General features: G+C 65.1%; 21 protein-coding genes. 11 read left to right on the forward strand and 10 right to left on the reverse strand.

Annotation, left to right across the window (positions count from 1 at the left end):
- Nucleotides 1-49 precede the first annotated feature (49 nt).
- From meaB to IVB27_RS38390, 3 genes are all read left to right on the forward strand, one after another.
- Nucleotides 50-1,039: a methylmalonyl Co-A mutase-associated GTPase MeaB gene (gene meaB / locus IVB27_RS38380; RefSeq protein ID WP_247447782.1), complete on the forward strand. Its 990-nt coding sequence runs from the start codon at nucleotides 50-52 to the stop codon at nucleotides 1,037-1,039.
- Nucleotides 1,036-1,689: a pyroglutamyl-peptidase I gene (locus IVB27_RS38385; protein ID WP_247447783.1), complete on the forward strand. Its 654-nt coding sequence runs from the start codon at nucleotides 1,036-1,038 to the stop codon at nucleotides 1,687-1,689. Before meaB ends, IVB27_RS38385 begins: the two co-directional genes overlap by 4 nt.
- Nucleotides 1,690-1,781: 92 nt before the next feature.
- Nucleotides 1,782-3,152 carry a TIGR03808 family TAT-translocated repetitive protein gene (locus IVB27_RS38390; protein WP_247447784.1) on the forward strand — a complete coding sequence of 457 codons (1,371 nt, stop codon included), beginning with the start codon at nucleotides 1,782-1,784 and terminating at the stop codon, nucleotides 3,150-3,152.
- 119 nt (nucleotides 3,153-3,271) lie between these two features.
- On the opposite strand, the gene IVB27_RS38395 is transcribed toward IVB27_RS38390, so the two are convergent.
- The 4 genes from IVB27_RS38395 to IVB27_RS38410 form a co-directional block, all read right to left on the reverse strand.
- Nucleotides 3,272-3,922 (reverse strand): TIGR03809 family protein, encoded by a 651-nt coding sequence (locus IVB27_RS38395; RefSeq protein WP_247447806.1) that lies wholly within the window; start codon nucleotides 3,920-3,922, stop codon nucleotides 3,272-3,274.
- A gap of 499 nt (nucleotides 3,923-4,421) precedes the next feature.
- Nucleotides 4,422-6,134, reverse strand: coding sequence for a S8 family serine peptidase (locus IVB27_RS38400; protein ID WP_247447785.1), 1,713 nt, complete (start codon nucleotides 6,132-6,134; stop codon nucleotides 4,422-4,424).
- 16 nt (nucleotides 6,135-6,150) lie between these two features.
- Nucleotides 6,151-6,846, reverse strand: a complete 696-nt coding sequence (locus IVB27_RS38405; RefSeq protein WP_247447787.1) for a hypothetical protein — start codon at nucleotides 6,844-6,846, stop codon at nucleotides 6,151-6,153.
- A complete protein-coding gene (locus IVB27_RS38410; protein WP_247349887.1) occupies nucleotides 6,843-7,412 on the reverse strand; it encodes a sigma-70 family RNA polymerase sigma factor in 570 nt (189 codons plus the stop codon). Before IVB27_RS38410 ends, IVB27_RS38405 begins: the two co-directional genes overlap by 4 nt.
- Before the next feature lie 436 nt (nucleotides 7,413-7,848).
- Between IVB27_RS38410 and IVB27_RS38415 the strand changes: the two genes are divergently transcribed.
- Together IVB27_RS38415 and IVB27_RS38420 are read left to right on the forward strand one after the other, a co-directional pair.
- A complete protein-coding gene (locus IVB27_RS38415) occupies nucleotides 7,849-9,006 on the forward strand; it encodes a GGDEF domain-containing protein (RefSeq protein WP_247447788.1) in 1,158 nt (385 codons plus the stop codon).
- A 63-nt stretch (nucleotides 9,007-9,069) separates the two neighbouring features.
- Nucleotides 9,070-10,173: a DUF2336 domain-containing protein gene (locus IVB27_RS38420; protein WP_247447789.1), complete on the forward strand. Its 1,104-nt coding sequence runs from the start codon at nucleotides 9,070-9,072 to the stop codon at nucleotides 10,171-10,173.
- A 10-nt stretch (nucleotides 10,174-10,183) separates the two neighbouring features.
- Here IVB27_RS38420 and IVB27_RS38425 read toward each other — a convergent pair whose 3' ends face one another.
- Together IVB27_RS38425 and IVB27_RS38430 are read right to left on the reverse strand one after the other, a co-directional pair.
- Nucleotides 10,184-10,822 (reverse strand): NrsF family protein, encoded by a 639-nt coding sequence (locus IVB27_RS38425; protein WP_247447790.1) that lies wholly within the window; start codon nucleotides 10,820-10,822, stop codon nucleotides 10,184-10,186.
- Between the two features lie 2 nt (nucleotides 10,823-10,824).
- Nucleotides 10,825-11,370 carry a sigma-70 family RNA polymerase sigma factor gene (locus IVB27_RS38430; protein ID WP_247447791.1) on the reverse strand — a complete coding sequence of 182 codons (546 nt, stop codon included), beginning with the start codon at nucleotides 11,368-11,370 and terminating at the stop codon, nucleotides 10,825-10,827.
- 291 nt (nucleotides 11,371-11,661) lie between these two features.
- Between IVB27_RS38430 and IVB27_RS38435 the strand changes: the two genes are divergently transcribed.
- Both IVB27_RS38435 and IVB27_RS38440 read left to right on the forward strand, forming a co-directional pair.
- Nucleotides 11,662-12,327: a hypothetical protein gene (locus tag IVB27_RS38435; protein WP_247447792.1), complete on the forward strand. Its 666-nt coding sequence runs from the start codon at nucleotides 11,662-11,664 to the stop codon at nucleotides 12,325-12,327.
- Between the two features lie 145 nt (nucleotides 12,328-12,472).
- Nucleotides 12,473-13,252 carry an enoyl-CoA hydratase gene (locus tag IVB27_RS38440; protein WP_247447793.1) on the forward strand — a complete coding sequence of 260 codons (780 nt, stop codon included), beginning with the start codon at nucleotides 12,473-12,475 and terminating at the stop codon, nucleotides 13,250-13,252.
- Nucleotides 13,253-13,257: 5 nt separating this feature from the next.
- Here IVB27_RS38440 and IVB27_RS38445 read toward each other — a convergent pair whose 3' ends face one another.
- Nucleotides 13,258-15,117: an acetyl-CoA hydrolase/transferase C-terminal domain-containing protein gene (locus tag IVB27_RS38445; RefSeq protein ID WP_247447807.1), complete on the reverse strand. Its 1,860-nt coding sequence runs from the start codon at nucleotides 15,115-15,117 to the stop codon at nucleotides 13,258-13,260.
- A 221-nt stretch (nucleotides 15,118-15,338) separates the two neighbouring features.
- On the opposite strand from IVB27_RS38445, the gene IVB27_RS38450 reads away from it, so the two are divergent.
- From IVB27_RS38450 to IVB27_RS38465, 4 genes are all read left to right on the forward strand, one after another.
- Nucleotides 15,339-16,769: a TolC family outer membrane protein gene (locus IVB27_RS38450; protein WP_247447794.1), complete on the forward strand. Its 1,431-nt coding sequence runs from the start codon at nucleotides 15,339-15,341 to the stop codon at nucleotides 16,767-16,769.
- A 109-nt stretch (nucleotides 16,770-16,878) separates the two neighbouring features.
- Nucleotides 16,879-17,169 carry a type II toxin-antitoxin system RelE/ParE family toxin gene (locus tag IVB27_RS38455; protein ID WP_247447808.1) on the forward strand — a complete coding sequence of 97 codons (291 nt, stop codon included), beginning with the start codon at nucleotides 16,879-16,881 and terminating at the stop codon, nucleotides 17,167-17,169.
- Nucleotides 17,169-17,522 carry an addiction module antidote protein gene (locus IVB27_RS38460; RefSeq protein ID WP_247447795.1) on the forward strand — a complete coding sequence of 118 codons (354 nt, stop codon included), beginning with the start codon at nucleotides 17,169-17,171 and terminating at the stop codon, nucleotides 17,520-17,522. Before IVB27_RS38455 ends, IVB27_RS38460 begins: the two co-directional genes overlap by 1 nt.
- Before the next feature lie 64 nt (nucleotides 17,523-17,586).
- On the forward strand, nucleotides 17,587-18,549 hold the full coding sequence (locus IVB27_RS38465) for an amidohydrolase family protein (protein WP_247349878.1): 963 nt from the start codon (nucleotides 17,587-17,589) through the stop codon (nucleotides 18,547-18,549).
- 72 nt (nucleotides 18,550-18,621) lie between these two features.
- Here the strand turns inward: IVB27_RS38465 and IVB27_RS38470 are convergent, their stop codons facing one another.
- From IVB27_RS38470 to IVB27_RS38480, 3 genes are all read right to left on the reverse strand, one after another.
- Nucleotides 18,622-21,738 carry an efflux RND transporter permease subunit gene (locus IVB27_RS38470; protein ID WP_247447796.1) on the reverse strand — a complete coding sequence of 1,039 codons (3,117 nt, stop codon included), beginning with the start codon at nucleotides 21,736-21,738 and terminating at the stop codon, nucleotides 18,622-18,624.
- A gap of 29 nt (nucleotides 21,739-21,767) precedes the next feature.
- Complete coding sequence (locus tag IVB27_RS38475; RefSeq protein WP_247447797.1) at nucleotides 21,768-23,012, reverse strand: efflux RND transporter periplasmic adaptor subunit; 1,245 nt, start codon at nucleotides 23,010-23,012, stop codon at nucleotides 21,768-21,770.
- A gap of 156 nt (nucleotides 23,013-23,168) precedes the next feature.
- The gene (locus IVB27_RS38480) at nucleotides 23,169-24,581 is read right to left on the reverse strand and encodes a CoA transferase (RefSeq protein WP_247349874.1); all 1,413 of its coding nucleotides are present in this window, start codon (nucleotides 24,579-24,581) and stop codon (nucleotides 23,169-23,171) included.
- Nucleotides 24,582-24,609 lie beyond the last annotated feature (28 nt).

Raw genomic sequence — 24,609 nt, forward strand, 5'->3', positions numbered from 1 at the left:
TCGGGCGAGCAACCCTCGCCTGCCCCGCGCGGGCGTTGTAAAGCAGGGCATGGTTGAGAAAAAGCCTTCACTGGACATCAAATCCCTCGCCCAAGACCTCCGCGTCGGCAGCCGCGCGGCGCTAGCGCGGGCCATCACGCTGGTCGAGAGCCGGCGCGGCGACCATCAGGCGCTGGCGCGTGAGCTGGTGCAGATGCTCCTGCCCGACACCGGCAAGGCGGTCCGCGTCGGCATCACCGGCTCGCCCGGGGTCGGCAAGTCCACGACCATCGATGCGCTCGGAACCCATCTGATCGAACAGGGCCACAAAGTTGCGGTGCTCGCTGTCGATCCGTCCTCGGCGCGCAGCGGCGGCTCGATCCTCGGCGACAAAACGCGGATGGCGCAGCTCTCGGCCTCCGACCACGCCTTCATCCGGCCCTCGCCATCCTCGGGTACCCTCGGCGGCGTCGCCGCCAAGACGCGTGAGGCGATGCTGCTGTGCGAGGCAGCCGGCTTCGACGTCGTGCTGGTCGAGACCGTCGGCATCGGCCAATCCGAGACCGCGGTCTGCGACATGACCGATTTCTTCCTCGCTTTGATGCTGCCCGGCGGCGGCGATGAGTTGCAAGGCATCAAGAAAGGCCTGGTCGAGCTCGCCGACATGATCGCGATCAACAAGGCCGACGGCGACAATCTCAAGCGCGCCAACATCACCGCCGCCGATTATCGCGGCGCGCTGCATATCCTGACGCCGCGCTCCGAGCACTGGCATCCGCCGGTCGAAACCTATTCGGCACTGACCGGAGACGGCATTGCAAAACTCTGGCAGAAGGTCCTCGATCACCGCAAGGCGATGAACGCATCCGGCGAGTTCGCCGCGCGACGGCGCGAGCAGCAGGTGAAATGGATGTGGTCGATGCTGGAGCAGCGTATGCTGGCACGGCTGCGCAGCGAAGCGTCGGTGCGGACGAAGGTTCGGAAGGTTGAGACCGAGGTGGCCAATGGCCATCTCACGCCGGCGCTCGCCGCCGAGCAGATTTTGGAGTTGCTGCAATGAGCGACAAGCTCCGCATTCTCCTCACCGGCTTCGGCCCCTTCCCCGGCGCGCCCTACAACCCGACGCAGCCGCTGGTCGCCCGGCTGGCGCAATTGCGCCGTCCCGCACTCGACGATGCCGCGATCTCCAGCCACGTCTTCCCGGTCACCTATGCCGCGGTGGACCGGCAATTGCCGGAGGTTTTAGCGAAAGAGAAGCCGGATGCGATGCTGATGTTCGGCCTCGCCGCACGTACGCCCTATCTGCGCATCGAGAGCCGTGCGCGCAACGCCGTCACCATGCTCTGGCCCGACGCCGCCAACACCCGATCGAGCAAGCGCGGCATCGCCGCCAATGCGGACGCGATGAGTTTCGGTCCACACACGGCAAGGCTGCTGCGCGCCGCGCGCCTCACCGGCATCGACGCCCGCCCCTCGCGCGATGCCGGCGCCTATCTCTGCAACTATCTGAGCTGGCGCGCGATCGAGAACGTCAAGGGCGGCGGGCCGCGGCTGGCAGCATTCGTCCATATTCCCCTGCTGGCGCGCAGTGGCGCCGTGCGCCGCAAGGGCGCGCCGCGGATCACGCTGGAGGAACTGGTCGATGCCGGCGAGGCGATGCTGATGGAGATGGTGCAGTTGGTACGAAAGGGGCGGAACACGACTGCGTAAACATTTAACCCTACCGCGAACAATCCTCACGCCACCAGCCGCCCTGCGCTACCTAACCATCGCGGACCCCCGCGTCCGCCGGAGGACGCGTCATGGACCTCAATCGCCGCCATCTCATCGGAGCTTCGACCGCAGGCATCGCCGGCGCGCTGGCCATGCCGGCCGATGCTGCGCGCGCGGCGCCGGTGACGTCGCTGCTCGGCCGCGATGCCACGCAGTATGGTGTGCGACCCGGCAGCAGCGAGGATCAGACCCGTGCGCTCCAGCGTGCGATCGATGAGGCCGCGCGGGCTCAGACGCCGCTGGCGCTGCCACCCGGCGTCTACCGCACGGGACTGTTGCGCTTGCCGAATGGCGCGCAACTGATCGGCGTGCGCGGCGCGACCAAGCTCATCTTCACTGGCGGAGCCTCGGCGATCCAGAGCGACCGCTCCGATTCGATCGGCCTCACCGGCATCACCTTCGATGGCGGCGGCATTCCGCTGCCGGCACGACGTGGGCTGATCCACGTGCTCGGGGGGCGCGACGTCCGCATCGCCGATTGCGAGATCACGGGCTCCGGCGGCAGCGGCGTCTGGCTCGAGCAGGTCTCGGGCGACATCTCCGGCAACCTTTTTACCAACATCGCGGTGACGGCGGTGGTGTCGTTCGACGCCAGGGGTCTCAGCGTCTCCCGCAACACCATCACCGGCACCAATGACAACGGCATCGAGATCCTGCGCACCGCCATCGGCGACGACGGCACGCTGGTCACCGATAACCGTATCGAGGATATTAAGGCCGGCCCCGGCGGCTCCGGCCAGTACGGCAACGCCATCAACGCCTTCCGCGCCGGAAACGTCATCGTGCGCGGCAATCGCATCAAAAACTGCGATTACTCCGCCGTGCGCGGCAATTCGGCATCGAACATCCATATCACCGGCAACAGCGTCAGCGACGTGCGCGAGGTCGCGCTCTATTCGGAGTTCGCGTTCGAGGCCGCTGTAATCGCCAACAACATTGTCGACGGCGCCGCCGTCGGCGTCTCCGTCTGCAATTTCAACGAAGGCGGCCGCATCTCCGTGGTCCAGGGCAACATCATCCGCAATCTGATCCCGAAACGCCCAATCGGCACCGCGCCGGACGACGATGCCGGCGTCGGCATCTACATCGAGGCGGATGCGTCCGTTACCGGCAACGTGATCGAGAATGCGCCGTCCTACGGTATCGTCGCCGGCTGGGGCAAATATCTCCGCGACGTCGCGATCACGGGCAACGTGATCCGCAAGGCGCTGGCTGGCGTCGGCGTATCCGTCGTGCCGGGCGCCGGCACCGCGCTCGTCAACAACAACATGATCTCGGAAGCCCCGCGCGGCGCCGTGGTCGGCCTCGATCACGCGCGCGCCGTGACGTCCGATCTGTCGGCGGACGGCGCCCAGCGGTTTGCGCAATTGGTGGTCGGCGGGAATGCGGTGCGGCGGTAGGCGCGCAGTCGGCAGACGGGCCATGCATCCTTCGAGGCTCTCCATGGGCCGCGTTGCGTCCCATGCCTCGCGCCTCAGGATGACGGGAGACATTGCGGCGGCACTCTTGAACGTTCGCCTTAGAACGCGTTCCGCAGCAGCGGATACTTCGCCTCCAGGCCGTCGAGGCTGAAGGTGAACTCAACGAGGCGCTCGGGGGCTGCGACAATTTCGGTGGCGGGCGGAGAGAACTGCGGCAGAAGCGCCGCCATCGCAGCAGGCGCCCTGGGCGCTGCCATCGCGGCCGGTATCTTGGGTCCTGTCATCGCGACGGGCGCGGTAGGCGGCGCCATGGCAGCGGGCAGTTTGAGCGGTGCCATCGCTGCAGGCGCGGCAAGCGCGGCAAGCGGCACGATCGGGGCTTCGGTGATTTCGGCGAGAACGTCCGGTGTCGGATCGAGCCCTACCGGCACGGCGGTCTCGGGAGCGATGTGCACGGCCTTCGGCTGCATGACCTGCGCCTGTAGCTCGCGCGGGAGCATGCGGGGCATCGTCGCGGGCGACCAGCCGAATGCGGGCGACACGCTGGCGGCCGCCGTGGCGACATCAGCGCCGGTGGCAAGCGCGCGCCAGGTCTGAACGGCGCGCTTGGCCTCCTGGATGTTTTCGAGAAATGCGATCTCGGAGTGATAGCGGCGCCAGCGCCCGGTCTCGAACATTTCGGAGAGATGCACCAGCCGCTGCTCGGCGAGAGTGCACCAGCGTGCCGCAATGTCGCGGCCAATAGCCACGTCGCGAACAGCCTCTTGGCGATGTGTCATAACCCAGCCCGTCAGGAGAAAAATACGGACGCGACGCAACGCAGACGAATCAATTTAGACGCGACATGAATATTTTGTGGAAAAGTTCCGACTTGTCCAGCAACGACAGCCTTTTCGTCGTCAAACTCCGTAGTCGTGCGGAGATTCAAGGGGTTTTGGAGTCAAGCTTCGCACAAGCATGGCGCGCCTGCGGTGCGATGCCGATGACCGAGTCGCGATCTCTGAACCAGAAGCTGGTCTCGCGCAGGGCTTCAAGAAATCGGATGCCCCAAAAGAAAAGACCCGTCCGGGGGGACAACCGGACGGGTCGAGCCATATGGGCGCTTGGGGTGGATGGGCGCTCGCGCCTAATATGACTTATGGGGAGGGATGACCGCTCCCACATAATTTGGTCGTGGCAGCGGGCCGAACGTTCAATGCGGCGTTTGATTTTTCGACCTTCGCACCGCGCGCAAAGTTGTCGCAGCCGCTATCGCGTCGCCGGCCTATCCGCCTGAGAAACCGTGGCTTTATCGCCGGTGCTCGACAACGAGGGTTGCTCTATTGCGCGGAGGCCAGGCTCGTCGCGACGCTTCTCGATATCTTCACGTTTTGTTGTACCGGACGCAGCCGCAACCGGCGTCGCGCCGTTGGCGGGAACGGTCATGACCGCGGCAAACGCATCGGCCTCGCCATCGCCGAAGAGATCGTCGCGCCCGGGTGCGCCGAGGTCGCGCGCTGTCTTCGCCAGCGTCATACGCAGCGCTTCCGGCTTCAAGGCGTAGTTGCGCTCGAGCAGCAGCGCCGCGACGCCGGAGACATAGGCAGCCGAGAACGAGGTGCCCGACGTCATCTGGTATTTGCCGCCAGGCGCCGGCAGGAAGATGTCGACGCCGGGTGCCGCGACCGCGATGTAATTGCCACGGTTGGAGGCGGTGAACAGCCGGTCCTGCTGGTCGGTTGCGCTGACCGCGATCACGTTGGGATTGGCGGCCGGATAAAGCGGCGGCGACTTTGCGCCGGCATTGCCGGCGGCTGCGATCAGCACCAGGCCACGCGCGGCGGTCGCCGCGATGGCCCGCTCGATCACCGCGTCTTTGGGACCGGCAAAGCTCATGTTGACGATCTGCGCGCCGTGCTCGGCGGCATAGTTCAGCGAGCGCAGGATGATGTAGGACGAGCTCTCGGCCCCGCCGGTGGTGCCGCCGAAGGCGCGGATGGCGATGATGCGCGCCTCGGGCGCGCTGCCCATCAGCTTGGCATGCGCCACGATGGCGCCGGCAACGCCGGTGCCGTGAACATGCGGGCCCTCGGCGCTGCCGAGCGCATCGAAATTTTCGGCAATGGAATTGGCAAGTTCCGGATGTTGGGCGTCGATGCCCGAATCGATCACGGCAACAGTCACGTTGGCGCCATGCGCCAGCGCATGTGCCTGCGGCAGGCGGAGCTTGGCCAGCGCATATTGCGCGGGATCTCCCTCGCTCGGCACCGACGATTTCTGGTCCTGGAGTCCGTAGCGGAAGTTCGGCTGGACCGAGCGCACGCTGCCGTCGGCGGCGAATTCGCGCCGCACGGTCTCGTAAGCGCGGCGGTCGGTGATGCGGAACAGTCCGAAGGTTGCCCCGATCAGCGGAAAATTCTCGGAGGACACGCGTGTCAGGCCATGGCGGCGCGCGAGCTCGTCGGCCTCGGCCAACGACAGCGCCCCGTCGATCTCGGCGACGAATTGGTCGGCGAAGGTGCGCAAGTCCACGGCGGCCGGCGTGTTGTTGCCGCGCCCCTTGCCGGCGGTCTTCTTGCCCGATTTGCCCGCGCCGTCGCCACCCGCGCTCGGCTGCGCCAGGCATTCGCCGCCGGCGTCGCGATAGGGCGCGGTACAGGCGGGATAGAGGTTCGGGGAGTAGCGCGCATAAGGCAGCACCGGCGTCGGTACCATCCGCGCCGAAATCCTCGATGTCACAATCGGGCCGGGCCCGGGACCGCGGCCGACGGCCACCGCTCGGGCGGCAACACCCGGACCGACCCGCGCGGCGATGCCGGGAGAAATGGTCGGCATGCGCGAGGGGACGCTGATCGTCGGCGTGCGCATGATCGCCTGCGCCTGCGCAACCCCGACGCCGAGACAGGCGGCGAGCAGCAGCGTAGCTCCGACCGACGAAGCGTAGGCCCCGGCGCGTAACCTGCTCTCGGACTTACGCATCATCGGTTCAGCGGCGCGTCTAGGGTGCCGCGACGGCCAAATTGACGAACTTCTCGCGCTGCATCTTGCCGAGCAGCGAGGTGAGTTCGTCCTGGCTCATCGCCTTGTCGAACTGGAGACGGAACATGCCGCCCTTGGCATCACCGATGATCGAAGCCTGGTAGCTGTCGAGCAATGTCGTGATGTCGGCGACGCGCGCCTCGGGTGTGAAGCGCACCAGCGCGCGCGACGGCGCGGCAGTCGCACCGAGTTCGCGCGTGATCGGCGCGCTGGTCGAGAGCGAAGCGGTCTGGAAGGTCGCAGTCTGGGTCCTCGTCAGCACGGCGCCGATGATTCCGGCTTGCAGCACCAGCGCCATGGCGCCCAGGCTCGCCGACCAGGCCAGCGTGCGCGGCGACAGGCTCGCAAAGAAGGTGGCGATGCGCGCCGACAGCGGCAGCGAACCGGCGGCCCGCGCCGGCTCGGCGTCGATGGCGGCGAACAGCTTCTGCATCGCGCGCGCCGACGGAGCACCCAGGCTCTCGTTCAGATGAATGGTCTCTTCGTACTCGCCGCGGATCGCGGCATATTGCCTGGCGAGGTCGGGATCGCTCGCAAGCGCTTCCTCGACGCGGCGGGCGTCGCGCGCGTTCAGCGTGCCGGCGGCGTGCCACGGCAGCAGCATCTCGATCTCACTGGGTTCTCGCTCCAGCATCTTCTTGCTCAATGCCATCATGGCCAGCCTCGCTCAATGCCGGCTGCCTTCAGCAGTTCGGCCAATTTCTTGCGCGCATAGAACAAGCGCGTCTTCACAGTGTTCTCCGGGATGCCAACGATTTCGGCCACCTCTTCCACGGACTTCTCGTGGTAGTAGACGAGATCGACGATTTCCCGATGGTCCGGCGAGAGGCCCGTCAGACACTCCCGCAACGCTTCACTGGTATCCTTCTTCTGCACCACAGTTTCCGGATTGTCGGACGTGTCCTCGATCGCGTTCGCGGCGTCGTCGTCCAACTCAAAATCCTTCCTGCGCCGGAGCGCAGACAGGGCCTTGAATCGGGTGATTGCCAGCAGCCAGGTGGAAACGGCGGATCGGCCCTCGAACTTGCCGGCTTGACGCCAGACGTCGAGAAACACCTCACTGATGAGGTCTTCCGCCGCCTGCTCGTCCCGCACAAGCCGGAGGCCGAAACGATACACCCTGACATGGTGCCGCCCGTACAGCACCTGCATGGCGAGCCGGTCGCCTTGAGCGATCCTGGCGATTAGGACCTCGTCCGAAGCCGCCTGTGTCACGCTCAATGGCCGTCTCGCAAGGTTGGTCGGGTCGATGCGGCAGACGGTTCGACGGGAGGGGCGAAATTCTTCAGTCTACCGCAGTCACACGGGGGGCTGTGTGATCTACCCCACATACGCGAAATTTCCTTTTGCCACCCGCGGCTGGCCGCCTCGCTCAATAACGGTAACATAGTAATGAAGCACTTTCCTGCGCAATGCCGTCCCAACTTGGACAGCCCGACATGCATGGAACCATAGCAGCCTTGCACGACGTATGTCTTCCGAAGCCATGCTTTGGCTCGACCGCATCGCACACGATCCCTAACCGACGACAAATCCTCGGCCGGTCGCGACCGTCCTCCGCTCCCGCGCTGGACAGTGCGGATTCGGTTTCGGAGGATACCAAACCTAAAGGCTTGCCATGTAGATTTTTGGTCTGACAACTACCATTGGCGGGACCATGAGCACGGCCGCGACGTCCTTTCCCGAGAGGAATGCCGCTGAGGTCGCGGATCTCGTCCTCGTGCCCGATGCAGCTGCGCCCCAGGTGCGGGCGCGCCGGACGCGGCAGCGCCGCCAGATGTATATCGGCCAAGTCGCCAGCTACTCGCTCGGCGCCTTCGTCCTGCTGCTCTACGGCTACGACGGCGCCGTTGCGATGAACGTTCCATCGTTGTTCTGGGTCGGCGGTCTCTCGATCATCGGCATCTTCGTCGTCATGTCGGAAGCGGGCGTGGGCGACAGGCAAACCGACCACTATCTCACCGTGTTCCAGATCTCGGCGCATATGGCGCTGCAATTCGTGTTCCTGCTGTCGGTGCCGACCATTGGCGTCGCCTTCCTCAGCGTGCTGTTCCTGATTTTCGCCTTCGGCACGCTGCGCATGACCTCGGCCCAGGCGATGCTGACCTGGGCAATCGCGACCGCCGGCCTCGCCGCCGTCTTCCTCGCCTCCGATCTGCCGATCGGCATGCCCGTTGCTACGCGGCTCCAGCGGACCGCCTCGATGCTCTGCTTCGTGCTGGTGATCGGCCAGTGCGCCTTCCTCGGCCTGTTCGGCGCCACGCTCCGCAAGATCCTGTACCGGCGCAGCATCGAGCTGAAGGCCGCCTATCAGCGTATCGAGGAACTGGCCGAGCTCGACGAGCTCACCGGCTCCTACAACCGCCGCTGCATCATGCGGCTTCTCGACGCCGAGATCGAAAAATCGCGGCAGACGTCGACCCCTTGCGCGATCGCACTGATTGATCTCGACTGGTTCAAGCGCATCAACGACGCCCACGGCCATCCCGTCGGCGACGAGGTGCTGCGCACCTTCGCGATCACCATTTTCGCCAATATCCGCCCGGCCGACTGCTTCGGCCGATACGGCGGCGAGGAATTTTTGCTGCTGCTGCCGGGAACGGATGGCGCGGCGGCGTCGCGCATGCTCGATCGGCTGCGCGGCATCGTCGCAGATCTGGACTGGAGCGCATTCTCCCTGGGCATGCGCGTGACCATTTCCGCGGGCGTCGTGACGCTCCGCGACGTTGATACTGCCGACACGTTTCTCGTGCGCGCCGACAGCGCGCTCTATTCCGCCAAGGCACAAGGGCGCAACCGCATCGCAACGAGCTGACCAATCCATTTTTTCCCGGCGCGACAGAAGCAACCGCCGGGCCGAACGCTCCAGGACAGGGCAATGAGATCGAAATCCCCAAAATCATCCGAGAATTTGCTCGAGGAACTGCAAGCTGCGCTCTCGCACGGCACAGTTGCGCGCCGGGTCGAGACGCTGCGCCGCGTCACTGATCTCTTCATCGGTAATGCGGTGGACTATTCAGACGACCACGTCCGCGTGTTCGACGATATATTCCAATGCCTGATCGAGCAGATCGAGACGTCTGCCAGGGCGCTGCTCGCCGACCGCCTCGCACCGATCGCGACTGCGCCGCCGAAGATCATCCGCACGCTCGCGCTCGACGAGGTGATCGAGGTCTCCGGCCCCGTGCTGTCGAAATCGGAACGGCTGGACGAAGCGACCCTGATCGAGATCGCGCGCACCAGAGGGCAGGCGCATCTCAAGGCGATCTCGCTGCGGCGGGTGCTGTCGGAAGCACTGACCGACGTGCTGGTGACCCGCGGCGACGAGGGCGTGGTGCAATCGACCGTCAGCAATCCGGGCGCGCGGCTCTCCGAGGGAAGTTTCACCGACCTCGTCACCCGCGCCGAACGCGACGATGATCTCGCCACTTGCATCGGCTTGCGGCCCGATTTGCCGCGCCATCACTATCTGAAGCTGATTGCGAAGGCCTCCTTGAGCGTGCGCAGGAAGCTGGAGGCCGCGCATCCGGATCTCGCAGACGAAGTCTCCAGCGTGGTCCAGGAAGCGGCCCAGCGGGTCCGCGCCGCCGCCATGACCCGACAGACCGAAATGGCGCGCGCGCTGGTGAAGTCGCTGCACGAGGACGGCCGCCTCACCGAATTCCAGGTCGCCGCCTTCGCAGAGCAAGGCAAGTTCGACGAGACCAATGCGGGGCTCGCGGCGCTTGCGGGCGTCGCGGTCGAGACCGCCGAGACCATGATGATCGAAAGCCGGACCGAGGGCGTGATGATCCTCGCCAAGGTCGCGGCCATGCAATGGTCGAGCGTGCGCGCGATCATCGCCCTGCGCGAGAAGCTCTCAGGCGGCTCGCAGACCGACATGCTGACGCTGCGCGACGCTTACGAAGCCCTGCGCGGCTCGACCGCGCAGCAGGTGCTGCGCTTCCACCGCATGCAGCAGGGCCCGACGCCGGCGGCCTGAGGCCGGCGAGCTAGTAGCGCAGAACCCTCGCCCCCACCAGCGCACCGATCGCGGTCACCAGCGCGGTCGCGAGCGTGTACCAGATCGCGACGAAGAGCGGGGAATCGTCGGTGCAGTGCGAGGCGTACAGCGTCGCGGCGAGCCCGGCCGACACCAGGCCGGCGAGCGCACCGGCGAGCGCGGGATGCGACGGCGCGCCGTGGCGCAGGCCGAACAGCGCCCCGGCAAGCAACGGCAGCGACATCGCTGGGATTGCGAACAGACATACCCTGGAGTTCTTGCCCATCAATCGCATCGTCATCGGCATGGCCGGCGCCATCATCGCCTCACTGCCGATCGCCACCGCAAGCAGGCCGACGGGAAGCAGCAGCAACCAGCCCCAACCACGCAGCAACGCTTCGGGGCGCGACAGATGCAGGCTGACGATGATCGCGGGGATCGCGAGTGACAGCGTGACCGCGAACTTCATGTCGAAGAACGGATTGTGCATCGCGCTCATCACGTCGTGACGCACGCCGAGAAATGTCGCGAAGATCAGGATCGACAGAGGCGCCGCGACCAGCAGCGCCATGGTCAGCATCGCGCCGACGCGCGGCGCGCGATGGGCGTTGTCGGCCGCGAGCGAGCGAATGAGTTGATCGGTATCCATGACTAGTGGTCCCGCAGTTTGGCAGTCAGCGCCGCAAGGCCGCGATGCAGCGCGACCCGCACCGCGCCCTCGCTCATCGAATATTTCGCCGCCGTATCCTTGATCGAGGTGCTGTCGACCGCGATCGACTGCAACACGTCGCGCTGGCGTTGCGGCAGCGTGTTGAGCTGGCTGGCGACCTCGCCCGCCGAGGCCGTCTCCTGCGGCGCCTCGCCCGGCAGAGTCTCGGCGAAATCGTCGATGTTGACGAAGATCCGCCTGCCCCGCCGCCGCAGCATGTCGATCAGCTTGTTGCGGCCGATCGCAAACAGCCACGGGGCGAAGGGGGCTTCGCTGTCCCAGGTGTGCCGCTTCAAATGCACCGCCAACAAAATCTCCTGCACGATATCCTCGGCCTGGTCGGGAGGCTGCCCAGCCCGCGCCAGGCCGCGCCTGGCGGCAGCGCGCAGTACAGGCGTGACCGCCCTCAACAGGCGATGATACGCCGCGTCATCGCCTGCCATGGCCGACCGCATCAGGCCGGTCCACTCGTCCTCACGTCCGCGCACGTGCGCCCTCACCATGCAATTCGGCCGTTCTTTCAATTTGTTACGGCGGCACCTTCAAGATCACGATCTCGTGATCCGTGCCGGGCCACGCGACCGATACGGCCGTAAAGATCTGGGACGGCTCATAACACCGATCGGTGCTGTCCGCACCCGGCGGCCGGCCGCGAGGGGCCTAGTTTGCCCCGCTTTTGCCCCGTGTAGCCCGAAGATTCCCATTTTTTGCCGCGCTGTCGTCACGCCCCGGGGTCTCTGTTCGCTTCCGGGACGGGCGAAATTGGGGAGATCGTCAACATGAAGAAAGCCAGCGGGCGCGCGGCCCTGATTCTCCTGGCCGGGCTTTTCTTGCTGTTCGGGGGCATTGCACAGGCGGCACCGACTTCAGCCGCAAGCAGCAAACCGGACAGCGCAGGCAACCAGGCCGACGCAGTCAAGCCGAGCAAGCAGCGGCGCCACACGTCGCGCCATCGCGACAGCACCAAGACGGCGCAGAAATCCGGCGACAAAACCGACAACAAGGACGCCGCGGCAACGGCCGGCGATGCGAAGGCCGACAATAGCAACGTTCCGGCCTCGCGGCAGATGTCGCCGGAAGTCGCCAACGCCAATGCGCAGCTCGCCGCCGCCGATACGCCGACCGCGGCTGCCGCCTCCGCGATGACGGGCCGCGCCAACGACAACGTCCAGGCAGCGGCCGATAATACCGCCACCCCGAACGCCGAGAGCCAGGTCGTCGCACCCGATCAGCTCAACGACATCGACCGCGCCTTGCAACAGGACAACCCGCCGGCGCAAAAGGCGGTGATTGCCGCAACCGATGCGCAGCCGCGGCCGGCGCCGGTGATGGCAAGCAGCCAGCAGAGCTCGGCCTGGGACCAGAGCTCCCTGATCGGCAAGATCTTCATCGGCGTCGGCACGCTGCTGACGCTGGCTTCCGCCGCGCGCATGTTCATGGCTTGAATCCAGCCTGATTGCCGGCCCGCGGGACCTCGTCCGGAACGCGCACCTCGGCGTGTTCCGGACGACTTTTCCGACATCTTTGGCCCTTGAAACCCACCGCGCCAGCGGGCACATTGCCCGCTCAATCAAAAAGCGTGGGTGGAGCATGAGCACGTTCGAACACATCATCGTCGAAAGCAAAGGCGCGGTCGGCATCGTCAAGCTGAACCGGCCGAAGCTGCTCAACGCGCTCTCCTTCGGCGTCTTCCGCGAGATTGCCGCGGCAGTCGACGACCTCGAAACCGATGACGCCATCGCCTGTATCGTCGTGACCGGCAGCGAGAAGGCGTTTGCCGCCGGCGCAGACATCAAGGAGATGCAGCCGAAAGGCTTCATCGACATGTTTTCCGAGGATTTTGCCGCGATCGGCGGCGACCGCCTCGCACGCTGCCGCAAGCCGACGATCGCCGCGGTCGCGGGCTATGCGCTCGGCGGCGGCTGCGAGCTCGCCATGATGTGCGACTTCATCATCGCCGCCGACACCGCGAAATTTGGCCAGCCCGAAATCACGCTCGGCACCATCCCCGGCATCGGCGGCACCCAGCGCCTGACCCGTGCGATCGGCAAGTCCAAGGCGATGGACCTTTGCCTCACCGGCCGCATGATGGATGCAGCCGAAGCCGAGCGCAGCGGCCTCGTCAGCCGCATCGTGCCGGCCGACAAGCTGATGGACGAGGTGATGGCTGCGGCCGAGAAGATCGCCGCGATGTCGCGCCCCGCGGTCGCGATGGCCAAGGAAGCGGTCAACCGCGCCTTCGAGACCACGCTCGCCGAGGGCATGAGCGTGGAGCGCAACCTGTTCCACTCGACCTTCGCGCTGGAGGACCGCTCCGAGGGCATGGCGGCGTTCATCGAGAAGCGCAAGCCGGTGAACAAGAACCGGTAAAACGGCTACGTCTCGCGGCTCTGTGCGAGGGCCGCGCTGACGAGCGCGCGATATCCACGCTCGGCCCAGGTCGCGGGGCGATCAAGACCGAGGCGTGCGAGACACGCCTCATCGGCACCGTCGGGCGTTCGTATCAATCCCTGCCACAGCAAGCTCGCCAACGCCTGCGGCGAGCGTTGCGCGCCTTGCAGCATCTCCAACGCCGGGATGAGTCGCTGTTCCACCTCAGTGAAATCACAGCCGAACGGGAACGACGGCAGCAGGCCGGCATCGCGCGCGGGCTTGAGCGCGCTCGTGATCCGTTCTGGATGGTTTTCGCGGTGGCCCGCCGGTATCTCATAGCCGCGCGGCAATTTGCCGGCGTCCTTCGCGACCCGCACCAACTCGCCCTGGAAGCGCGAATCCGTGATCGCCAGCATCCCCGCGATGACATCGGCATCCGACTTCCCCCTGAGATCGGCAACGCCGTATTCGGTGACGAAGATATCCCGCAGGTGCCGGGGAATGGTCTCGTGCCCATAGCGCCAGAGAATGTTGGATTTGAGCGAACGGCCCGCCTGGCGCGTCGCCTCGAGCGTCAGGACCGATCGCGCCCCTTCGAGCGCAAAAGCCTGCGCCACAAAATTGTATTGCCCACCGACGCCGCTCACCACCTGCCCGTTGTCGAGGCCGTCGGAGACGGCCGCGCCTAAGAGCGTGGCCATCATCGTGTTGTTGATGAAGCGCGCATCGATCCGCGCCCGGCGCTTCCGTTCCTCCTCGCCGTAGAGTTCGTTGGTGAACGACACCGGCATCATCTGGATGCGCGCGATCTGGTCAGGCGACATCTCGCGCAACGCACGATAGAAAGATTTCGGTCCGAGGAAGAAGGCGCCGTGCAGCACCACCCCGTCGACGGCACGCTTGAGGATGCCGGCGTCGATCAAGCCGATGAAGGCTTCGGTCAGCATTTCGCTGACGCCATAAAGCCCTACCTCGAAGGCTCCGGTTTCCTGCGGAACAGACAGTCGTGCGGGTGACAGCCGAGCCACGATTTTTTGAAAGGCAGCGCTGTCGCGATGGCGCAGGATCAGACCCTGCGCCAGCGCATCGCCGATCTGTCCGATGCCGATCTGAAGCGTGCCACCATCGCGTACCAGCGATGCCGCATTCAGTCCGATCGCGTACTTGACGTTGGAGATCGGCTCCGACGGCGGCGCAAAGAGCGGAAAGTCGGTCGCAGCGCTCTCCAGCACGGCGCTGAATTCATCGGCCGGAAGGTCGCCCGCGCCCGGCATGAACGGCAGTTCGGAATTCACCTGTGCGATCAGCTTGAACGATGCACGCCCGGCGCGGCGTTCACGCAGCACGTCCAGTGTCGTGTCAGTGTTGCAAGACAGGCTGTAGCGCGGCACTCCGTCGACGACGCGCTTGGCCACCAGTTGCGTCACCACATTGAGCCCGCGCGCCAGCAGATAGCTTGCCGCGTGGGTATAGTTGGCCGAGATGTAATTCTGCTGCGCGGCCGGCACGTGCAGCCAGCGTCCCGCCAGAAAGAAGAATTCAACGACTTCGACGTTGGGCGGCAACCGGCTTTCGCGCAGCGCATCGGCATAGGCAAGATCGGGATAGCCGCCGAACAATCGGTCGATCACGGGCGCGATGAACCGGTGCTCGATCAAGCCTTTCGGTCTCGGCTTTTCCAACGTCAGCGCCGAGAGCAGTGTCAGCTTGACGTCAGGATCGGCACAGGCACGCGCATAGAGAGCGTTGACCACATGATTGGCCTTGCCGAGGCCGAGCGGCAGTCCGACCACCAAATCGGTTCCGACAGCGCGAACGATCTCCTCCGCGAGAGCATCGGAATCGGAGAAGAGCTTCGGCATCATCCGTGGGGTCCGGACTACATGACAGGCACCTGACGGATTGGAAGCCGCCAAGCTCCCTATAACGCATCCTGGAGGGGATTGGTGTGTGACGCACCTGCAACAAGCACGGAATACATGGGGGTTTTCCCCGCGGCAGTTTGCCTGCGGGACGTCGGCTGGTTAAACAGTTAAGAGAGCCGCCGTCGGCGGGGGCGGACAGCCGGGATTTGCGGGATTACATGATTGGGCGTGCCGCCAGAGTTGGTCGCGTGATGACGCGGCATCGATCGGGCGTGGCTCCTGTGCTCGCGACATGGACCACGCTGGCGCTCTGTTGCGCCCTGCCCTCCGCCGCATGGGCGGAAGCCCTGCCGGAGGCGCTCGCCAAGGCCTACCAGACCAACCCGCAGCTCAATGCCGAGCGCGCGCGTCAGCGCGCCACCGACGAGAACGTGCCGCAGGCGCTCGCCGGCTATCGGCCGCAGATCGTGGCAAGCCTCAGCGCCGGGCTGCAATCGGTGCGCAATCTGCTGCCCGACAACACCATCCAGACCGCCAATCTGAAGCCGTGGATCATCGGCGTCACTGTGACGCAGACCCTGTTCAACGGTTTCCGCACCGCCAACAACGTGCGCGCCGCAGAACTCCAGGTGCAGTCGGGCCGCGAGGCGCTGCGCAATGTCGGCCAGGGCGTGCTGCTCGACGCGGTTACCGCCTACACCAACGTGCTCGCCAACCAGTCGCTGGTCGAGGCGCAGCGCTCCAACGTCTCCTTCCTGCGCGAAACGCTCGCCGTCACCCAGCGCCGCCTCAACGCCGGCGACGTCACGCCGACCGACAGCGCCCAGGCCGAGGCGCGGCTCAACCGCGGGCTTTCCGATCTCAACGCCGCCGAAGTCGCGCTGGCGGTGAGCCAGGCGATCTACGCGCAGGTGATCGGCAATGCACCGTCGCAGCTTCGAGCCGCCGAAGTCGTCGACCGCTATCTGCCGAAGAGCCGCGAAGACTCGCTGATGATGGCTATCCGTCAGCACCCGGCGGTGATGGCGGCGGGCTTCGACGTCGATGTCGCCTCCACCAACATCCGCGTCGCAGAAGGCGCGCTGCTGCCGAGCGCGAGCATCCAGGGCAGCGCCAGCCGGAGCCGCAACAACGACCCGACGCTCGGCACCTTCGCCGAGGACCAGGCCTCGATCGTCGCCAACGTCACTGCGCCGATCTACGACGGCGGCCAGGCTGCTGCGCAGACCCGGCAGGCCAAGGAGATCACGGCGCAGAGCCGGCTCGTGCTCGATCAGGTGCGCAACCAGGCGCGCACCGCGGCGACCAGCGCCTGGGTTGCCAACGAAGGCGCCAAGATCGCGGTGTCCGCTTCCGAGTCCGAGGTGAAGGCGGCAACCGTCGCACTCCAGGGCGTGCAGCGCGAGGCCGCCGGCGGACAGCGCACGACGGTCGACGTGCTGAACTCGCAGGCCGATTTGATCCAGGCCAAGGCCCGCCTGATCGGCGCCAGCCGCGACCGCGTGATCGCCTCCTACACGCTGCTCAGCGCCGTCGGCCATCTCGATGTCAAGACCTTGAGCCTGAACACGCCGGACTATCTGCCCGAGGTGCACTACCAGCAGGTCCGCGACGCCTGGCACGGCCTGCGCACGCCGTCTGGGCAGTAGACGCTCGCGACGCGGGCTGGGCGCAGAAGTAAAAGGCCTGGTCGCCGTTTCGACGCGCCACGCCGGCTCCTTTGACATTCTGTCGCCCATGGACTACAGTCCCACCCCTATGATCGAGGTGAGGCAAACTGAGCGCTTTTCGGAGTGGTTGGACCGTCTCAAGGACGCGAACGCGGTCGCCCGTATCGCCGTCCGCATTCGCCGCATGGAGATGGGCAATCCCGGCGACAGCAAGAGCGTCGGCCGGAATGTCCGGGAAATGCGCATCGACTATGGCCCGGGCTACCGGATCTATTATGTGCAGCGCGGAGCGCAGGTCGTGATCCTATTGTGTGGTGGCGACAAGCGCACACAACAGCAAGACATCGAGCAAGCCCAGAAGCTGGCGGAGACAGTGTGATGCCCAGGGCCACGTCCAAAGCCGCAGCCAAAACGGCTACCAAGACAACACGATTTGATGCCGCCGACTATCTCGACACTGAAGAGCGTCAGGCCGCCTATATCGCGGTCGCGCTGGAAACCGGCGATGCGGATTTCGTGCGGGATGCGCTTGGCCTCGTCGCACGTGCACGCGGCATGAGCGAGATCGCCAGGAAGGCCGGCTTGAATCGCGAAAGTCTCTACAAGGCTCTTGGAGAAGCCGGCAATCCCGAGTTCGGCACTGTCATGCGCATCGTTGGAGCATTGGGCCTGACATTGTCCGCGCAGCCCGCGACAAGCGGGCGGCCATCGAAGCGACGCCGGGTTGCGTAAGGGGCGCTCTGCTCCCGGGCGAATTATGGTATTCATCCGGGAACGATAATGCGGGAGAGAAACCATGCTCAGCCGACGTAGCGTCCTGCTTGCCTCCCTTGCCGCCGGAGTTGCCATGTCCAACAAAGCCCACGCCCGTGCGGCACAGCCCGCGACGCCGGTCAACTTCGACGTTCCGCTGCATGCCTGCGACTGCCACACCCATATCCACGGCGATCCCGAAACGTTTCCGTTCTTCGCTGGGCGTGTCTACACGCCCGAGCTGGCATCTCCGGAGGAGATGGCCGCGCTGCACAAGTCGCTGAATATGGAACGCGTGGTGATTGTCACTCCAAGTGTCTACGGAACCGACAATTCGTCGACCCTGTTCGGCATGAAAGCACGCGGCGTCAATGCTCGCGGCGTGGCCGTGATCGACGACAAGACGCCGGAGAGCGCGCTGGACGCGATGCATCAGGACGGCTTCCGCGGCGTCCGCCTCAATCTCGCGACCGGCGGCGTCAACGACCCCAATGTCGGCCGACCGCGCTTCACCGCCGCAGTCGAGCGCATGAAGGCGCGCGGCTGGCACGTGCAGCTTTACACCACGCTGCCGATGATCTCGGCGATCAAGGACCTCGTCGAGACGGCGCCGGTACCTGTCGTGTTCGACCATTTCGGCGGCCTCGAAGCCTCGCGCGGCCTGGGCCAGCCGGGCTTCTCCGATCTCGTCGCGCTGGTGAAGTCGGGGAAGGCCTATGTCAAGATTTCGGGCGCCTATCGCTCGTCAACGCTCGCGCCGGATTACAAGGACATTGTGCCGTTCGCGCAGGCGCTGATCACCGCGAACGCGGACCGCATCGTCTGGGGCACCGACTGGCCGCATCCGGATTCGAGCCGCGTCGAGGGACGCAAGCCAACCGACGTCGCGCCGCTCTACCAGATCGACGACGGGCGTCTCCTCAATCAGCTTCCGGTGTGGGCACCGGATGCGGATGTGCGCAAGAAAATCCTGGTCGACAATCCGGCGCGGCTCTACGGATTTTGATTCGCCAGACTGGTTGAGACTTCGCCGCGCGGACATGGCCGCGAAGCGGAACGCGATTCCAGCTCGAACAGGTCAGCGTGCGCGGCGGGAGAAGAAGGAGATCAGCACCGGCAGCGTCACCAGGATCACGATCGGCGCCAGCATCATGCCAGTGACGACGACGACCGCGAGCGGCTTCTGCACCTGCGAGCCGATGCCTCCAGACAGCGCAGCCGGCAGCAGACCGACGCCCGCGACCACGCAGGTCATCAGCACGGGTCGGAGCTGCAATTCGCCGGTGCGGATCACCGCGCTCATGCGGTCCATGCCTTCGTCGATCAATTGGTTGAACTGCGACAGGATGATGATGCCGTCCATCACGGCGATGCCGAACAGCGCGATGAAGCCGATCGCCGCGGAGACACTGAAGGCGGTGCCGGTGATCAAGAGACCGAGCACGCCGCCGAAGATCGCCATCGGGATCACGCTCATGGCGAGTAGCGTGTCGGTCATCGAGCCGAAATTGAACCAAAGCAGGACGCCGATCAGCGCGAGCGAGATCGGCACCACGATCGACAATCGCCGGATCGCGTCCTGGAGATTGCCGAATTCGCCGACCCAGTCCATGTGCGCGCCGGGCGGCAGCTGCACCTGATCGGCGATCTTCTGCTGCGCCTCGCGGATCGCGCTGCCGAGGTCGCGCTCACGCACCGAGAACTTGATCGGCAGATAGCGTTCCTGCTGTTCGCGATAAATGTAGGCCGCGCCCGAGACGAGGCTGATGGTGGCGACCTCGCTCAGGGGTATCTGCGTGACGGTGCCGTTCGGCCCGGGGGCGCCGATCCGCAAATTCTGAATCGCTTCGGCGCTCCTGCGGAATTCCGGCGCAAGGCGAACGATGATCGGAAAGTGGCGGTCGCTTCCGGCCTCGTAGATGTCGCCGGCGGTGTCGCCGCCGATCGCGACCTTGATGGTGGCGTTGATGTCGCCCGGTGCAAGGCCATAGCGCGCAGCCTTGGCACGGTTGATGTCGATCTGGATGGTCGGCTGCCCGAGTGAGGTGAACACCGCAAGGTCGGTGACCCCCTGCACGGTGGCCAGCACCGACTTGATCTTGTTGGCGGTGTCGGTCAGCGCCTGGAGATCGCTGCCGAACAGCTTGATCGAGTTCTCGCCCTTCACGCCCGAGACGGCTTCGGAGACGTTGTCCTGGAGATATTGCGAGAAATTGAACTCGACGCCGGGGAAACGATCGTCGAGCTGCTTGAGCAGTTGCGCGGTCAGCTCTTCCTTGTCGCGGGTGCCGGGCCATTGGCTGGCCGGCTTGAGCGGCGCGAAGAACTCGGCGTTGAAGAAGCCGGCGGCATCGGTGCCGTCATCGGGGCGGCCGTGCTGCGACACCACGGATTCCACTTCAGGCCGCGCGCGGATCACCTTGCGCATCTCGTTGACGTAGGAGTTGCCTTCCTGGAGCGAGATGGTCGGCGGCAGCGTCGCACGGATCCAGAGATTACCCTCTTCCAGCTTGGGCAGGAATTCGAGGCCGAGCAACCGGCTGAGCGCAACCGTCATCAGCACGAGGCCGAGCGCGCCACCGAGCATGATGCCGCGGTTGGCGACCGCCCAATTCAGCAATGGCATGTAGAGCCGATGCAGGATCCGCATCACCCTGGTCTCGGTCTCCCTGACATGAGCCGGCAGGATGATCGCGGACAGCGCTGGCGTCACCGTGAACGTCGCAAGGAGGCCGCCTGCAAGCGCGTAGGCATAGGTGCGCGCCATCGGCCCGAAGATGTTGCCCTCGACGCCGGAGAGCGTGAACAGCGGCAGGAAGGCCGCGATGATGATCGCCGCGGCAAAGAAGATCGAACGTGAGACGTCGGCCGCCGCGCTGAGGATGGCGTGGCTTTTCATGCCGAACAGCGTCTCGGACGACATCTGCTCGGATTCCGACATCGGTGTCGTCTGCGTCAGGCGCCGGAAGATCGCCTCCACCATGATGACGGTAGCATCGACGATCAGGCCGAAATCGATCGCACCGACCGACAGCAGGTTCGCCGATTCCCCGCGCAGCACCAGGATGATCACGGCAAAGAACAACGCGAACGGAATCGTGGCGCCGACGATCAGCGCACTGCGGAGATCGCCGAGGAAGATCCACTGCAGCAGCACGATCAGCAGAATGCCGACCACCATGTTGTGCAGCACGGTGTGGGTGGTGAGCTCAATCAGATCCCCGCGGTCGTAGATGCGCTCGATGCGCACGCCCGGCGGCAGGATGCTGGAGTCGTTGATGGTTTGAACGAGCTGGTGGACGCGCTTGATGGTTGGCGAGCTCTGCTCGCCGCGGCGCATCAGGACGATGCCTTGCACGATGTCGTCGGAATCGTCGAGGCCGGCAATGCCGAGACGAGGCTTCTGGCCGACGGTGACGGTGGCGACGTCCTTGACCAGCACCGGGTTGCCGTTGGTCTGCGCCACCATGGTGTTGGCGAGGTCGTCGATCGAGCGAATCAGGCCGACGCCGCGCACCACGGCCGATTGCTGACCGATATTGACGGTGTTGCCGCCGACATTGACGTTGGAATTGCCGACCGCCTGAAGCAATTGCGGCAGCGTCAGGCCGTTGGCGACCAGCTTGTTGAAGTCGACCTGGAGCTCGTAGGTCTTGCTCTTGCCGCCCCAGCCGGTGACGTCAATCACACCAGGCACGGCACGAAAGCGGCGCTGGAGTATCCAGTCCTGGATGGTCTTGAGGTCGAGCACGCTGTAATTCGGCGGACCGACGAGACGGTAGCGGAAGATTTCGCCAATTGGGCTGAGCGGCGAGATCTGCGGCTGCACGTTGCCGGGTAGTGGCGCGAGCTGCGCCAGGCGGTTCAAGACCTGCTGCAACGCCTCGTCATAGGTGTAGGCGAAGGAAAATTGCAGTTTGACGTCGGAGAGGCCGTAGAGCGAGATGGTGCGAATGGTCGTCAGGTTCTTCAGACCGGCGACCTGGGTCTCGATCGGAATCGTGATGTAGCGTTCGATCTCCTCCGCCGACAGGCCCGGGCTCTGCGTCACGATGTCGACCATCGGCGGGGTCGGATCGGGGTAGGCCTCGATGTTGAGCTGGTTGAACGCAATGAGGCCACCGAAGAGCACGGCGACGAACATGCCGACCATCAGGAAGCGTCGATTGACGGCAAGGGCGACGAGGCGATCCATTCAGGTCTTCAATTTTCTTGGGTCGTCGATCAGCTGCCGGACGCCGCGCGGTCGATGAACAGGCTGCCTTTGGTGACGACCTGCTCGCCGGGCTTCAGATTGCTGGTGACCTCGACGAGGTTGCCATTAATGAGCCCGATCTTGATCTCACGCAGCTCGACCGACTTGTCCTCGCGTGCAACCCAGAGGCGGACCTTGTCGGCTTCATAGATCAAGGCCTGCTTCGGTACCGCCGGCGCGGCGCGGTCGCCGGCCGAATAGATCGTGACGTTGGCGAACATCTCCGGCTTGAGTAGGCCGTCCTTGTTGTCGATGGTGGCGCGGACCAGCAGACGGCGGGTGTTGGCGTCGATCGCGGCGGCGACGTAGTTGATTTTCGCAGTCAGCGGACGACCCGGCAGCGCCATCACGTTGACGGTGATGTCCTGCCCGATGCACACGGCAGCCGCGTCACTCTCGCGCACGAAGGCGGTGAGCCAGACCGTGGAGAGATCGCCGACGACGAACACCGGATCGCTGGCGCCGGAATTGACGTACTGGCCGGGACCGATCTTACGCTGCACGACCGTGCCCGCGATCGGCGAATGGATCGTGACTTCCGGATTGATGACGCCCTTGTCCTGGAACGTCTTGATGGTCTCGTCGGTGAAGCCGAGGATGCGCAGCTTGTTGCGCGCGGCCTCCAGCGCCGTCGCCGAGGAGCGCATGTCGTTCTGCGCCTGAACCTGGGTCGCTTCAGCCTGCTGATAGTCCTTCAGCGGGATGGCATGCCCCTCGTAGAGGTCCTTGGCGCGCTTGAACTGGATGTCGGCAAGATCGATCGCCGACTTCGCCTTGTTCTGCGAAGTCATCGCCGCGATGAAATCGTTCTGGGCCTGCACGGTGTCGGCGGCTTCGATTGTGAACAGCGGTTGACCTTGCTTCAGCATCTCGCCCGGTTTGGCGAGCAGCTTGGTCACCCGCCCCGCATAGGGCGAGAACACCGGCGTCGAACGGTCCTCGTTGACCGCGACCTTGCCCTCGGTGACATATTCGGCCCGGAAGGTCTTGGCCTTGACCGGCTCGATCGTCAGCGTCGCCCATTCCGACGGCGTCGGTGTGAAGTTCTGCGCATTCCTGCGCGACTGGCTGGAGATCTCGGAGTGGCTCTTGTCCTTGGCTCCCGCATAGAGGAAGCCGTAGGCCCCGGCACCGGCAAGGGCTAGTAAAACTACGGATGCGATCACCCGCTGTTTTGTAAGCACCTGCAATCGCTTGGTATTTCCAACTACCATGGGGCCCGGTCATGTCTGCGATGATACCGGCGGATGCCTGCCTCATCGGTCGCGCTAATAGTGCCGAATTGTGATTTCAAACAACCTAAAAAACGCGGCGCGCCTTTCGGTTTGCGTTAAAATTCTGCAACGCGTCAGGTCCAAGTAAGCTCGGTGTCAGTTTCGTGCCGGCCATTGTGCCGGATGACTGCCAAGCGGCATCGCCGGACGGCTCCATTGCGCGGGCGTCTTCGACAGCAGTGCTGAATGACGCACCGCCTTCAACGTGCCGAAACCAGATGGCATGCTCTCGATGAATGCAGCATGTACGGCCTCGCCCAAAATATCCGGGGTGTTCAGGCCGCCTTCGAGCCGTCCGAGATTCCACAGCCAGCGCCCGGTCTGCGCCAGCGACACGCGCACGTGCCAGCTACCGCCTTCGCGGGCCTGGCGCGCCCTAGCCATCATCGCGCCGAACGCCATCAGATAACCGGTGGCGTGATCGAGCATCTGTGCCGGCAATTCCTTCGGCCCGTCGAGGCCGGCGGCCTGTCCCTCGGCATGGTTGAAGCCGGTCGTGGTCTGCACCAGCGAATCGAAGCCGCGCCGCTCTGCCCAGGGACCGGAATGGCCATAGGCCGACAGCGTCACGTAGACGATGCCGGGATTGATTTTCGCTGCGTCCTCCGGCGTAAAGCCGAGAGCCGCAAGCGCGCGCGGGCGATAGCCTTGCGAGAAGATGTCTGCGTCCTTCAACAGCGCGCGCATCTGCGCCCTGCCCGTCTCGCTCTTCAACTCGATGAAGGTGGTGAGCTTGCCGCGGCCGGTGTCGATGGTGAGCCACGGGATGGCCGGCAGCTCGGGGCCTGATACGAGCAGAACATCCGCGCCGTGCGCGGCGAGCGTGCGGCCGGCCACGGGGCCCGCGATGACGCGGGAGAGGTCGAGCACGCGTAGGCCTGCGAGCGGACGATCGCCGTTCGACTGTCCTTGCGGCCACGGCTTTGGCGGAGCCTCGCCGATCTTCTCGATCGAGACCAGCGGCAATTCGGCGAGCGCGCGGGCCTGCGGCAGCGCCGACCATTCGTCGTAGGAGCGCATGAGGGCAACGACGCCGCCCGCAGCATAGGCCGCAGTTTCAAAATCCTCGCCCTTCCATTGCATCAGCGCGGCCTGCACCTTCTCGCGTTCGGGTTCGCAGCCGAGCACCTTGCAGACGGCGTCGCGATGATGCGGGAAATTGGTGTGACAGCGAACGAAGCGGTTGTCGCCGGTCCTGTAGACGCCGGCAATGGCGTCCCAGGCGGGTGGCGGCGGCTTGTCGTCGACGCGTAAATAGCGCTCGGAGCGGCATTCGGCGACAGCGTGGCGCATGTCGATGGTGACATCCTGCACCTCGCCGCTGCGCAATCTCCAGATTTCGGCAGCGGCGAGGCCGGCGGCGGCGATCGTGGTTTGTCCAGCGACGGCGACGCGAAACGAGGACGGGATTTGCGGCTCCTCGCCGGTCAGCCGCACGCGTTCGAGCGCGGCCATATCGCCGCCGACGGAGATCCAGATATCCCTGAGAATGTTGGCGGGGCTTTGCATAGCCGCTTCTCTCCCTTTAGTTTTGCGA

The sequence above is a fragment of the Bradyrhizobium sp. 197 genome, from assembly GCF_023073375.1.
In the GTDB taxonomy this organism is placed as follows: domain Bacteria; phylum Pseudomonadota; class Alphaproteobacteria; order Rhizobiales; family Xanthobacteraceae; genus Bradyrhizobium.